Origin of the sequence: Vibrio hepatarius, assembly GCF_001274785.1 — a bacterium.
Taxonomy (GTDB): Bacteria; Pseudomonadota; Gammaproteobacteria; order Enterobacterales; family Vibrionaceae; genus Vibrio; species Vibrio hepatarius.
Map to the genome: position 1 here is coordinate 34,344 of NZ_LHPI01000005.1, position 14,153 is coordinate 48,496.

Here is a 14,153-nt window from a genome sequence, read left to right on the forward strand (position 1 = left end):
CAATAAAGCTTTTACAATAACCCTGCATTACCCGTGTTAAGCACTATGCTTACGACATCCCCTACAAATACATAATATTCTAATAGTGGAGTGTGAATATGACCGCGCGTGAAACATTGATGCCGGTTCTTCTTGAAAAAGTGTACAAGCTTATTCAAGACAAACTCGAGCTTGCTCATCAACCTTTAGTCACTCAACTTGCTCAGCATTTATTTAGCAATATCTCACAAGATGACTTAATCGAACGTAACGAATCTGACCTTTATGGCGCTGTTGTTAGCCTTTGGCACCACATCAGTGAAAAGAGTGCAGAGGATGTTTCTGTTCGAGTCTTTAACCCTACCGTTAGCCGTCAAGGCTGGCAGTCCACACACACTATTGTTGAAATCGTAGTTCCGGACAGTCCGTTCCTGGTTGACTCGATTAAAATGGCACTTAGCCGTTTGGACTTGGCATCTCACTTGATGCTACATGGTCCAACACAAATTGCTCGTTCTTCAACTGGTGAGATCTCTGGCATTAACCAGGGTGAGGGTGCGTTACAGTCACTGTTCCATATTGAAGTTGACCGTTTGAGCGACAAAGCTGCGATGAGTTCATTAAAAGAAGAACTGCTAAGCATTCTGAAAGATACTCGTCTAGTCGTACAAGATTGGCAGCCGATGGTTAAAAAACTTGAAGCGGTAACCAATCAAGTAGAAGCACAGCAAGGCAAAGTAGAAGTGGAGCGTGATCGTTATGAAGAAACGATCAATTTCCTGCGTTGGTTAGGCCAACACAACTTTACCTTTATGGGCTACAAAGAATTCGATCTTGTTTCTGTCGATGGCGATACTGAACTTCGTCCAACCGAAGAGGCAGGTCTTGGTCTGTTCTCAGACCCATCTCGCGTTCGTGCAGTTAAGTTGTCTGAGTTCCCAGACTCTGCGCGCCTAGAAGCGAAGAAACCATTCCTACTGAATATGACCAAAGGCAACGTGCCTTCGCGTATTCACCGTCCGGCGTACACGGACTATGTTGGTATCAAGAAGTTTGATGCCAAAGGCAAAGTTATTGGTGAACACCGCTTCACTGGTCTTTACACTTCTGCAGTGTACAACCAGAGCGTGGCAGGTATTCCACTGATTCGTGAAAAAGTGCAACGTATTCTAAAAGCGAGCGGCTACCGTGAAGGTTCTTACTCGTACAAAGCACTACACAATATTTTAGAAAACTACCCGCGTGATGAGCTGCTGCAAGCAAAAGAAGAAGAGTTGCTTGAAGTTGGTATGGGCGTGGTACAAATGCAAGATCGCGATCTGCTGCGTTTGTTCGTTCGTCGTGATCCTTACGGTCGTTTCTTTAGCTGCATGGTGTACGTGACTAAAGATCGTTACAACACCGAGTTGCGCCGTCAAACACAACGTATTCTCAAGCAGTACTTTGGCTGCGATAAGGAAGTAGAGTTTACGACATACTTCTCTGAAAGCCCGCTTGCAAGAACACACTATATTGTTCGTGTTGATAACAACAACATCGACGTAGACGTAAAAACGATTGAGCAAAATTTAATGGAAGCATCTTCAACTTGGGATGATCGCCTGTCTGATGCGATCGTAGCAAACTTTGGTGAAAGTAAAGGTCTGCCTTTCTCGAAAGAGTACATGCGTGCATTCCCGCGCTCGTACAAAGAAGATGTGATGCCGGGTTCTGCGGTTGACGACATTCAGCGTTTAGAAGCGCTGAGCGATGATAACAAGCTAGGCATGCTGTTCTACCGCCCACAAGAGTTAGGCGCGGATTCAAAAGCAGTACGTTTGAAGCTTTACCATCGCGACGAGCCAATCCATCTATCTGATGTGATGCCAATGTTGGAAAACCTTGGCCTGCGCGTTATCGGTGAGTCTCCTTACGAAGTACGCAAAGCAAACGGCCAAGTGTACTGGATCCTTGATTTCTCGATGCTGCATAAGAGCGATAAAACCGTGGATCTTCGTGAAGCTCGCGATCGTTTCCAACAGGCATTCGCTGCGATCTGGGAAGGTGAGCTAGAAAGCGATGGCTTCAACCGATTGCTACTTGGTGCGTCATTGACTGGCCGTGAAATCTCGATTCTACGTGCGTACGCTCGTTACATGCGTCAGGTCGGTTTCCCATTCAGTCAACAATACATTGAAGATACGTTAAGTCACTACCCAGATTTGGCGAAAGGCTTAGTAGACCTATTCGTGAAACGCTTTGATCCAAAATTCAAAGGTAGCGAAAAAGGCCAAAACGATCTTATCAAGAAGATTACTGAGCAGTTGGACCACGTAGAAAGCTTGGATGATGACCGTATCATTCGTCGCTACATGGACATGATCACGGCGACATTGCGTACTAACTACTACCAGTTGGATGAGAACAAACAGCCGAAACCTTGGTTGTCTCTCAAGATGAAACCAAGCGATATTCCAGAGATTCCACAACCAGTACCTGCGTTTGAGATCTTTGTTTACGCACCAGATATCGAAGGTGTTCACCTTCGTGGCGGTAAAGTTGCACGTGGTGGTCTACGTTGGTCGGATCGTCAAGAAGACTTCCGTACCGAAGTTCTTGGTCTGGTGAAAGCGCAACAAGTTAAGAACACGGTAATCGTACCTGTTGGTGCGAAAGGTGGCTTCGTTTGTAAACGTCAACACACCATGAATGGCCGCGACGAAATCTTTGCTGAAGGTCAACGTTGTTACAAACGGTTTATCCGTGCATTGCTTGATGTGTCAGATAACATTATTGAAGGTGAAGTTGTACCACCGAAGAGCGTTGTTCGTCATGACGAAGACGACCCATATTTGGTTGTTGCAGCAGATAAAGGTACAGCGACATTCTCGGATCTTGCGAACTCTGTATCGGCAGAATACAACTTCTGGCTTGGTGACGCGTTTGCGTCTGGTGGCTCAAACGGCTACGACCACAAAGCAATGGGTATCACTGCGAAAGGTGGTTGGGAATCAGTGAAACGTCATTTCCGTGAAATGGGCATTGACTGTCAAACTACAGATTTCACCGCAATTGGTGTGGGTGATATGGCGGGTGACGTATTTGGTAATGGTATGCTGCTTTCTAAGCACATTCGTTTGCAAGCTGCGTTTAACCACATGCACATCTTCATCGATCCAAACCCAGAATCAGCAACAAGCTGGGAAGAGCGCAATCGCTTGTTCAATCTTCCGCGTTCAAGCTGGGAAGATTACAACCCTGAGCTAATTTCTAAGGGTGGCGGTGTATTTTCACGTCGTGCAAAATCGATTGAGCTGACACCTGAAATCCAGAAAATGATCGGCACTAAGAAAGCTTCGATGGCGCCAAACGAGCTCATCAAGATGATCCTAAGCATGAAAGTGGATCTTCTATGGAACGGTGGTATCGGTACTTATGTGAAAGCATCAACAGAAACACATACTGATGTTGGTGACCGTGCAAACGACGTACTACGTATCGATGGCCGTGACCTACGCGCTAAAGTCGTCGGCGAAGGTGGTAACTTAGGTATGACTCAGCTAGGTCGTATTGAATACGCGCTAACTGGTGGCCGCGTTAACACGGACTTCGTTGATAACGTAGGTGGTGTAGACTGCTCGGATAACGAAGTTAACATTAAGATCTTCCTAAATGGCCTTGTGGCAAATGGCGATCTAACGATCAAACAACGCAACCAGATCCTAGAGTCAATGGAAGATGAAGTGGGCGAGATCGTTTTAGATGACGCTTACTGTCAATCCGAGTCTATCTCTGTGACAGAGCAGCAAGGTACTTCGTTAGTGAAAGAGCAAATCCGCTTCATTCACGCGATGGAAAAATCGGGTCACCTAGACCGTGCGCTGGAATACATCCCAGATGACGAGACTTTGCTTGAGCGTGAGAAACAAGGTCAAGCCTTAACGCGTCCTGAGCTTTCAGTATTGATCGCTTACGCGAAAATGGTACTAAAAGAAGATCTTGCACAAGCTGAAATCGCCGATGACAAGTTCCATGCAGAACAACTAGTTAAGTACTTCCCAACGGAGTTACGCCGTAACTATATGGACCAAATGGTTAACCACCCGCTACGCGTTGAAATCATCGCAACAGCGCTGGCAAACCAAATGGTTAATGAAATGGGTTGTAACTTTGTCACTCGTCTACAAGAAGAAACGGGTGCTTCAGTTGTTGATATTGCAAACGCATACGCTGCTGCTCGTGAAATCTACGGACTAGGGCAAGTGTTTGAAGAATTGCGTGAGTTAGACAACCAAGCGTCGACGCAAGCTCAGTACGATATGATGTACTATGTTCGTCGTACACTACGTCGTCTGTCACGTTGGTTGCTACGTAACCGTACCGGTAAGCAATCTGTCAACGAACTGATTGCGCTATACCAAGCGGACGTTGCAACAATCAAAGCTGACCTAGACAACATGCTGGTTCCTGCAGAAGTGAAAGAGCATGACGAAATGGCGAAAGCTTGGATTGATCAAGGCGTGACCGCTGAACTTGCGAATTACGTATCTCGTTTATCTAGTCTATACTCAGTACTGGATATTTCCACAGTATCTCGTGAAACAGGCAAGTCAGTTGAGAAAAGTGCAAAACTGTACTTCAACCTTGGCGATCGTTTGTCACTGCATTGGTTCTTGAAACAGATCAACAACCAAGCGGTAGACAACAACTGGCAAGCGCTTGCTCGTGCTGCATTCCGCGAAGATCTCGATTGGCAACAACGCCAGCTAACAGGCCAAGTGCTAAGTTGCGGTTGTACTTCAGAAGCGCTAGACGTAATGCAAGCGCTAGAAGACTGGGTGAACGCAAACGAAGTTTCACTTCAACGTTGGGAAAGCATCCTAAACGAGTTCAAAGTGGGTTCAGTTCACGAGTTTGCTAAGTTCTCCGTTGCATTGCGCGAACTAATGTTACTAAATCTGAATTGTTCAGCTATTGAGTAATGATTACTCATAATTAATTGAATTATTCGGTAAAACATTTGATAATACAGCCCCGTTTATAACGGGGTTTTTTTCTTTCGGAGGCACGATGCTTTACCGTCTAGCCAGAACTGGCTTTTTTCAACTTGATGCCGAAAAGGCACATGATCTTGCAATTCAAAACTTCAAACGTTTCACCGGCACTCCTCTCGATCTCTTCTATCGTCAACAACTTCCAGCTCGTCCAGTAGAATGCATGGGGCTTACATTCCGTAACCCAGTTGGTCTTGCTGCGGGTTTAGATAAGAACGGCGAGTGTATTGAAGCTTTTGATGCAATGGGCTTTGGCTTTGTTGAAGTAGGTACGGTTACACCACGTCCTCAATCAGGCAACGACAAACCACGTCTTTTCCGCTTAGTGCAAGCAGAAGGGATCATCAACCGCATGGGTTTCAATAACCTAGGTGTTGATAATTTAATTGAGAACGTTAAGAAAGCGAAGTTTGATTGCGTACTCGGTATTAACATTGGTAAGAACAAAGACACGCCAATCGAAAAGGGCGCGGAAGATTATCTGATCTGTATGGAAAAGGTTTACCAATATGCGGGTTACATCGCGGTAAACATTTCATCACCAAATACCCCGGGACTACGCTCACTACAATACGGTGAAGCATTGGATGAACTGCTTGCTGAGCTGAAGCAGAAACAGTCGGAGTTGGCGGCGAAGCATGATAAGTACGTACCGTTGGCACTGAAGATCGCACCGGATCTTAGTGATGATGAGATCAAGCAGATCTGCGAATCATTGATCAAAAATAACATCGACGGTGTTATCGCAACCAACACAACACTCGACCGAAGCATGGTTGATGGTATGAAGCATGCGAACGAAGCAGGTGGTCTAAGTGGTCGTCCTGTGCAATTAAGAAGTACCGAAGTGGTTCGCCAACTGCATGAGCAACTTGGTGAGCAGATTCCAGTAATTGGAGTAGGTGGCATTGATTCGTACGTGGCTGCAAAAGAGAAAATGATGGCGGGTGCAAAACTGGTGCAAGTTTACTCTGGTTTCATTTACCACGGTCCGGGCCTAGTGGCGAAGATCGTCAAGAACCTTTAAGGTCTCTACAATAAGTTATTGATTGTCGTGACATTGTCACGCGGTGATGTTTTTAACTTTATAGCGTTTTATCGAGAGGAAATGAGTTTTCATTTCCTCTTTTTTTTCGTTTACGAGCTTATAAAATTCAGATTATTGCTTGGAAAGGTAATTAAGCGTTTTACCTAGAATCACAACTAATGAAGAGATTGGAATAATGCTTAAACCCAGTGACAAATGGACTTGGTACTATGATGACTCAGAAGGGCACCTAATGCTCGACTTGGGTGATGGCATGGTATTCAAGACAAACCTTCCTCGTAAACTCATTGTGGATTGTGCAATTGGCATTAATGAATTCTCAGTTGATGATGCTGCTGCCTTTATGACTTATAAAGAACAGATTGCATATCTAGACTTGTCGGAACCGCGTCAAGCTGAGCTGGCTCTATATTGCGTTGCTGCTAAGCGTTTCCACAAACCAGTTCAACCAAAGAGCTGGTTCTTTGATTCGCTATCTGATGGTTCAGTCCATGTTGAAGAGGGAGACTTCGTTCAGCTAAACAGTTCTAGCCATAGCGGCGTATTCATTATTTTAGAAGTCGGAGAGTGCGCAAGCTTGTGTGCATCCGTTTCGCTGGAAGAGTTTGTTTTAAGTGGCTCTAAAACACTGGTATTTGGCCAGGCAATTAAAGTCATGCATGACCGCATGCTTCCAGTAAATCACCATTTCCAAGTCCAACCGATTGCGATGGTTGGCTAAGTTTCGTTCCTTTTTTCATTTCCCATCGGCCTTATGGCCGATTTTTTTTGCCCTAAATTCAGGACGCTTAGCGATTATCTGCGCTGTTCACTCTAGCTCAATTGTGAGAAGCGTGCAGTTTTCGTCCATTAAATGCCTATTATTTTTCCACTTTTAGCCCGGCTTGAGAGGGGTAATTCATTCATAATTCCCCATTTAGGCTAATTCTGTAATTTAATTTCACTAATTTTTGGTATTGGCATAGACCAATTTTGATGTGAATAAGCATTCACTATCGCCATGAGGCCTATAAATTGGTTAAAAATCAGCTGGTGTGAGTGTTGATGTGAAAGTCAGAGACAGAAGGCACTTTTAGGTGAATAAATGCTCAGTTGGACGGCGTGAGGGGTGAGAAACCGTAATTGAGTTAACGAATTTGAACCAATGTCGGGTATAATGCGGGGTCATTTTCTAAGAAATAAAAAGTTCACTATGCATCAATATCTTGCGGTTACTTCCAATGGGCTGGAGAACCTGTTAGTTGAAGAGCTAACAAAGCTAGGGATTACCAATGCTAAACCTGTTCAGGCAGGGGTTAGATTCAAGGCATCTAACGAGCAAATCTATCGTTGCTGTTTATGGAGCCGACTAGCTTCGCGTTTTGTGCGCATTCTTTCTGAGTTCACGTGTAACGATGATATGGATCTCTACCTAGCTGCATCAGCGGTGAATTGGGTGAATCAATTCCATAGCTCGAAGAATTTTGTGGTTGACTTCAATGGTACAAACCGCGAAATCCGCAATAGCCAATATGGCGCAATGAAGGTAAAAGATGCGGTAGTGGACGCTTTCAACAAAAAGAACCTACCACGCCCATCGATCAGTAAAGATCGTGCGGATCTTCGCATTCATGTTCGCTTACACCGAGATAAAGCCATTCTTGGTATCGATATGGTTGGCGGCGGTTTACACCAACGTGGCTATCGTCCTGAGTCGGGTAAAGCACCTCTACGTGAAACCTTGGCAGCGGCTATCATTCTCCGCAGTGGCTGGGATGAGACCAAACCTCTACTAGACCCTATGTGTGGTTCAGGTACCTTGCTTATTGAAGCGGCAATGATGGCGGCAAACATGGCGCCAGGCGTTAATCGTAAGAAGTGGGGATTCGAGTCACTAGAAGACTTTGAACCAGAGCTATGGGCAGAGATTAAGTCTGAAGCTGCAGTACAAGCGAGACGCGGCGTCAAAAAAGTTGACGCTAAGTTTTATGGCTTCGATAACGATGCTCGAGTACTACAAACTGCACGAGATAACGCCCGTCGTGCCGGTGTAGAAGATCTGATTGACTTTAAAGAGGCTGACGCCGCTAAGGTTGTTCGCCCTGCAGAGTTTGTCAACGGTGTTATCGTATCAAACCCACCTTATGGTGAGCGTTTAGGTACACATCCAGGCTTGATTGCGCTCTATACTGCGTTTGGTGCTCAACTGAAAGCACAATTTGGCGGTTGTCAGGCATCTATCTTCTCTAGCTCTGATGAACTGTTAAGCTGCCTCCGTATGCGTGCTGACAAGCAATACAAGCTGAATAACGGTGCGTTGTTGTGTCATCAGAAGAATTACTCAATCAGTGATCGTCCTGTAGAGAGTTCAGGTGACGCTGTCACTGAATCAACGATTGCTCCTGACTTTTCAAACCGCCTGAAGAAGAATATCGCGAAGATCGGTAAGTGGGCGCGTAAAGAAAAACTGGATTGCTACCGAGTCTACGACGCTGATTTGCCAGAATACAATGTGGCGATTGATGTCTATCTGGATCATCTTGTGATTCAGGAATACGCAGCGCCGAAGAATATTCCAGAAGAGACAGCTAAGCGCCGTTTAACCGACATTATCCGAGCAGCTATCCAAGTAACGGACACTGACGCGAACAAAGTCGTATTGAAGGTTCGTGAAAAGCAAAAAGGCCGTTCGCAGTATCAAAAGCTTTCGCAAGAATCAGAAACCATGACCGTTAATGAATACGGCGTGAAGTTGATTGTAAACTTGCATGACTACTTGGATACTGGCTTGTTCCTTGACCATAAGATTACCCGCCGTAAGTTGGGCGAAATGGCGCAAGGCAAAGATTTTCTGAATCTATTCGCTTACACAGGTTCTGCAACGGTACACGCCGCTTGTGGTGGGGCTAAGTCAACCACAACGGTTGATATGTCTAAAACCTACCTAGATTGGGCGAGAGAGAACATGAAGCTCAATGGTCAGGTTGGTCGTCAGCATCGTTTCGAGCAGGCTGACTGCTTGCAATGGTTAGAAAAGTCGACTGCACAATTCGATCTTATTTTTATCGATCCGCCAACGTTCTCTAACTCGAAGCGCATGGAGCAGAGTTTTGACGTTCAGCGCGACCATATCCAGTTAATGACTAATCTCAAACGTCTGCTACGTGCTGGTGGCACCATTGTATTCTCGAACAACAAACGTCACTTTAAGATGGACGAGGAGCAACTGGCAGAGCTTGGTTTGGAAGCGAAAAACATATCACACCAAACGTTGCCAATGGATTTCTCGCGCAACAAACACATCCACAACTGCTGGATCGTAACTCACAAGGACTAAGTAGACTGACGTGATCACTCTATACAGTACAGAAGGGTGCCACCTCTGTGAGATGGCCTTTGAACTTTGCCAGCAAGCAGGAATCAGTAATCAAGTAGAGATTATTGATATCGCTTTTGATGATGAGCTATTCTCTCGTTACGGCGTAACTATTCCGGTGCTGAATTTTCAAGGAAACGAGATAAATTGGCCCTTTGATTTACAAGAATTACAACATTGGTTAGATAGCAATGGCATTACTTACCATCAATAACGGATTGCTGGCGTACGGTGATCACCCTTTACTGGACCACGCAGACTTTGCGCTGCAAGAAAATGAACGCGTATGTTTGGTTGGCCGCAATGGCGCGGGTAAATCAACCCTGATGAAAGTGCTAGCTGGCGAAGTTCACTTAGACGACGGCAAACTTACGGTAACGCAAGATGTCGTGGTTTCTCGCTTAGAGCAAGATCCACCTCGTAACCAGGAAGGTACAGTATTTGATTACGTCGCTGGTGGTTTAGCTGAAATAGGGCATCAACTTAAGATCTATCAAGATCAGCTCGATCTCATCGCTGTTGACCCTTCAGAGCAAAACATCAACAAACTGGCTCGGATTCAAGAGCAGCTTGAACACACTGGAGCATGGCGTTTTGAAGACCGTATTCAGAACGTGCTCGCTGCGTTGAAGCTGGATGGTCATACTAAATTAACCGATCTGTCGGGTGGCTGGCAGCGTAAAGCGGCACTGGCACGCGCTCTGGTGCGCGATCCTGACGTATTACTTCTCGATGAGCCAACCAACCACTTGGACGTCACTACTATTGAGTGGCTAGAGACATTCCTGAAGGATTTTCGTGGTTCTATCATCTTTATCTCGCACGACCGTACCTTTATTAAATCGATGGCGACACGCATTGTCGATCTAGATCGCGGTAAGCTTGCTTCTTTCCCTGGTAATTACGACAACTACCTAGTTGAAAAAGAAGAGATGCTGCGTGTAGAAGAGATGCAGAACGCTGAGTTTGATAAAAAACTCGCTCAGGAAGAAGTGTGGATTCGCCAAGGTATCAAAGCTCGTCGTACTCGCAATGAAGGTCGTGTTCGCGCGCTTAAAAAGCTTCGTGAAGAACGAATTAACCGCCGTGAAGTACAAGGCAAAGCGAATATCCAAATCGATGATGCATCGCGCTCAGGCAAAATCGTTTTCGAAGCTGAGAACATCAACTACAGCATTGATAATAAATCGATCGTTAAAGATTTCTCTTTCAATATTATGCGTGGTGACCGCATCGCGTTGATTGGTCCAAATGGCTGCGGTAAGAGTACGTTGCTTAAGTTGCTGCTTGACGAACTCAAACCGAACTCCGGCAAGCTGCATTGCGGTACCAAGCTGGAAGTGGCGTATTTTGACCAATACCGTGAAATCCTCGACCCAGAGAAATCAGTGATTGATAACCTCGCCGATGGTAAACAAGAAGTTATGGTGGGTGGTCGTCAACGTCACGCACTGAGTTACTTACAAGATTTCTTGTTTGCACCAAAACGCGCTCGAACACCAGTCAAAGCCTTGTCTGGCGGCGAAAAGAACCGCTTGTTACTGGCTAGAATCTTCCTTCGACCAAACAACTTGTTGGTGCTTGATGAACCAACCAACGATTTAGATATCGAAACTTTGGAACTTTTAGAAGATTTACTTGCCAACTATCAGGGTACCTTATTACTGGTTAGCCACGATCGTGAGTTCGTTGATAATACAGTAACGACGAGCTGGATATTCGAAGGCGATGGTGTCATTGAAGAGTTTGTTGGTGGTTATCATGATGCTCAGTACCAAAGAGCGCAGACTCATAAGTCTCGAGCGGTTGAAAAACCAGCAAAGTCGAGCGAGCAGGTTGAAGAAACTCCCAAAACTGCACCTGTTAAGGGTAAGTCTAAGAAGTTATCTTATAAACTGCTGCGTGAGTTAGAAGCACTGCCAGCAAAACTAGAAGAATTAGAAGCTGAGATTGAAAGCTTGCAAGAGCAAGTGAACAGCCCAGAGTTTTTCTCAAAACCAGTAGAACAGACACAACCGATTTTAGACAAGCTCACTGCAATAGAGCAGGAGCTGGAAGTTGCTTTTGAGCGATGGGAAGAGCTCGAAGCAATGCAACAGGAAAGTTAACATCGAATGAGTAGTAAGATTTTCAAGATTTCAATGATTGCAGCAACAGTTGCCGCGTCATTCAGTGCAAGCGCTGCAATATATAACGTGCATATGTATGGCCCTGTGGACTCGAGTAGTCAGACCTTTGGCTCTGCGATTCAGGACTCTAGTGAAGACTGCTGGGGAACAGTTGATTGTTCTACAACCCATACATCAAATCACCAAATCGGCTACGAAGAGCAAAGATTCCTTCAGGGTTTTGAATATCGCAATGAAGCGCCATTTTTGATCGAAAATGGTTACGATTACTTAGATGAGGGCCGAGATGGCTTTGAAGATTACTGTAATCGCTATTTAGACTATTCAGACTCGCTCTGTGAAAAGTGGGCTTACCGCCAATATAACTCTGGCTATGCTAAAGAGCTGTCTGGCGATTTTCAGAATTTGACTGCATACAAAGAAGGTAATCAAGAAACCTTCTCTTCGAATAGTATCGTTATAAATAGTTTTAGTGATACTGATGAGTTTGTGGGCAGTTATCAAGTTGATAGTTCTGAACGTACACGTGGTTTTGCTGGAGCGACCACATTCACAACAAATGGCGTTAGAACTCAAGCGTTCGCGCAGTTGGGCTCGTTAACCGTTGGTTCGGTGTCTACCCAATCAACCAACTACAGCAGTGACTATACTTCTAAAGCAGCCATTTGGGACGGTACCTCTCTGACTTCAATTGATTGGGTCGGCGCGGCAGAATCAAGTCGTAGTATGCCTCAAGGCAGTGCACGAGATATTGCTGACATCGGCGTAGCAAGTACTGCCTATGCAGTAGGTTACAACGCAAATAGCGATGAAATCCCTGTAGCTGCGGTGTTTAAAGTAGACTTATCTGGAGTGTTGTCTGGTGTCACTGGTGTAAGTACTACACTCGTTTCTAAATACACCGATGATGATAAATACCTAAACTCGTTACTAACTTCAGTGAACGATAAGGGCATTGCGATTGGTACGGCTAAGTATCGTGAAGCAAATGACGGTGCATACTCTAACAGCCTGTTTTACGTGCCAGACGTAACAGCTTCATCGTTGAGCTCAAAGAGCTTCTCTGGGGATATATTCTTTAAGAGTGCTAACGGCAAAGCTGGTGCAATCAATAACAACAATGAAGTTGTAGGTGCAATAGATTACGAGCGTCACCGAGAATCAAACGGTGGTAAACCTCGTGCACAACGCGCATTTATTGCTCCATTGTCATCAGCGGATGCTAAAGCGCCATTGGGTAACAAAGCGTGGTATTTAGATGATCTGACTAACGGTATCGCTGCGAACAACCAGTTCCGTATTATTGACGCAACAGACATCAATGATGCTGGCGTTATTGCTGGTACCGCGTATTACTGTGATGGTGGGTATGATAGCTCAGCAATCAACGCAAGCTGTTCTTCTGGTGCATCGCTGGTGGCGGTCAAACTAGTCCCAATCAATGGTGCAACAGCAAGCGATATTTCTGCTCGAACTGTAGATCAAAACAAAGTTGAAAGGCAGGGCGGCTCGATTGGCGTATGGGCTCTGACCATTCTTGCTTTGTTCGGGTTCCGTAGAAAATAGACTAAATTTTAAACAAGAGCACAGTCTCACATTTTTGAGCCTGTGCTTTTTTTATACCTTGAGATCGGAGCGATTTTGATCGATTCTTAATTGTGGAGTCACAAAAGCTCCATATAAATTTAATAGTAGTACGTTAGAAACACTTTTTTGTATGAGGACGACACTATGAAGAGACAAAAGCGTGACCGCCTGGAAAGAGCGCAATCTCAAGGATATAAAGCGGGCTTAAATGGCCGTTCAATGGACGCCTGTCCGTACCAACAGATGGATGCTCGATCCTATTGGCTTGGTGGTTGGCGCGACGCCAGGGAAGACAAGCACTCTGGTCTCTACAAATAACGACTCAAATCCACATACAGTCAGGAACTAAGCCCCGAAAGGGGCTTTTTAATGTCTACCTTATGCACTATAACTAAATAGGTTGAATACAAAAAAGCGACTCCGGAGAGTCGCTTTTGAAAACAGGTAACTTAGAAAGCTGAAGTATCTTGGAAAAGGCCCACTTTAAGGTCTTTAGCAACGTAAATCTCTTTACCGTCTACTAGTACGCGGCCATCCGCTAGACCCATAACCAATTTACGGTTTACAACACGCTTCATGTGGATCTCGTAAGTCACTTTTTTCGCTGTTGGCAGGATTTGACCTGTAAATTTAACTTCGCCAACACCCAGTGCACGGCCTTTACCTTTGCCGCCAACCCAACCAAGGAAGAAGCCAACAAGCTGCCACATTGCATCTAGGCCAAGACAGCCTGGCATTACTGGGTCACCAGGGAAGTGGCAGTCAAAGAACCATAGATCAGGAGTAATATCGAGTTCTGCTAGGATAAGACCTTTGCCGAAATCACCTTCTGTCTCAGACATCTTAGTGATGCGATCCATCATCAGCATGTTAGGAGCTGGTAGTTGAGGGTAACCAGCTCCAAATAGCTCACCTTGGCTAGAGGCTAGAAGATCATCGCGGTTGTAAGATTCACGTTTGTTTTGCATTATCAATTACTCCAATTTTTGATAGCTGCATCTTAGTGAACACGTGTAAGCTAA

The 14,153-nt window shown here is 45.2% G+C and carries 9 protein-coding genes; 8 read left to right on the plus strand and 1 reads right to left on the minus strand.

Going from position 1 to position 14,153, the window contains the following annotated elements; all coding sequences use genetic code 11:
- Positions 1–98: 98 nt before the first annotated feature.
- The 8 genes from AKJ31_RS08125 (at position 99) to rmf (ending at position 13,449) form a co-directional block, all read left to right on the plus strand.
- Complete coding sequence (locus AKJ31_RS08125; RefSeq protein WP_053408610.1) at positions 99–4,940, plus strand: NAD-glutamate dehydrogenase; 4,842 nt, start codon at positions 99–101, stop codon at positions 4,938–4,940.
- An 88-nt stretch (positions 4,941–5,028) separates the two neighbouring features.
- The gene (gene pyrD, locus AKJ31_RS08130) at positions 5,029–6,039 is read left to right on the plus strand and encodes a quinone-dependent dihydroorotate dehydrogenase (RefSeq protein ID WP_053408611.1); all 1,011 of its coding nucleotides are present in this window, start codon (positions 5,029–5,031) and stop codon (positions 6,037–6,039) included.
- A 196-nt stretch (positions 6,040–6,235) separates the two neighbouring features.
- Positions 6,236–6,781, plus strand: a complete 546-nt coding sequence (locus tag AKJ31_RS08135; RefSeq protein ID WP_053408612.1) for a cell division protein ZapC — start codon at positions 6,236–6,238, stop codon at positions 6,779–6,781.
- Positions 6,782–7,252: 471 nt separating this feature from the next.
- Positions 7,253–9,376 (plus strand): bifunctional 23S rRNA (guanine(2069)-N(7))-methyltransferase RlmK/23S rRNA (guanine(2445)-N(2))-methyltransferase RlmL, encoded by a 2,124-nt coding sequence (gene rlmKL, locus AKJ31_RS08140; protein ID WP_053408613.1) that lies wholly within the window; start codon positions 7,253–7,255, stop codon positions 9,374–9,376.
- A gap of 10 nt (positions 9,377–9,386) precedes the next feature.
- On the plus strand, positions 9,387–9,629 hold the full coding sequence (locus AKJ31_RS08145) for a glutaredoxin family protein (RefSeq protein ID WP_072161276.1): 243 nt from the start codon (positions 9,387–9,389) through the stop codon (positions 9,627–9,629).
- Positions 9,607–11,523: an ABC transporter ATP-binding protein gene (locus AKJ31_RS08150; RefSeq protein WP_053408615.1), complete on the plus strand. Its 1,917-nt coding sequence runs from the start codon at positions 9,607–9,609 to the stop codon at positions 11,521–11,523. Before AKJ31_RS08145 ends, AKJ31_RS08150 begins: the two co-directional genes overlap by 23 nt.
- Before the next feature lie 6 nt (positions 11,524–11,529).
- On the plus strand, positions 11,530–13,110 hold the full coding sequence (locus AKJ31_RS08155; protein WP_053408616.1) for a DUF3466 family protein: 1,581 nt from the start codon (positions 11,530–11,532) through the stop codon (positions 13,108–13,110).
- Positions 13,111–13,275: 165 nt separating this feature from the next.
- Positions 13,276–13,449 carry a ribosome modulation factor gene (gene rmf / locus AKJ31_RS08160; protein ID WP_053408617.1) on the plus strand — a complete coding sequence of 58 codons (174 nt, stop codon included), beginning with the start codon at positions 13,276–13,278 and terminating at the stop codon, positions 13,447–13,449.
- Positions 13,450–13,580: 131 nt separating this feature from the next.
- Here rmf and fabA read toward each other — a convergent pair whose 3' ends face one another.
- Positions 13,581–14,099 carry a bifunctional 3-hydroxydecanoyl-ACP dehydratase/trans-2-decenoyl-ACP isomerase gene (gene fabA, locus AKJ31_RS08165; protein ID WP_053408618.1) on the minus strand — a complete coding sequence of 173 codons (519 nt, stop codon included), beginning with the start codon at positions 14,097–14,099 and terminating at the stop codon, positions 13,581–13,583.
- Positions 14,100–14,153 lie beyond the last annotated feature (54 nt).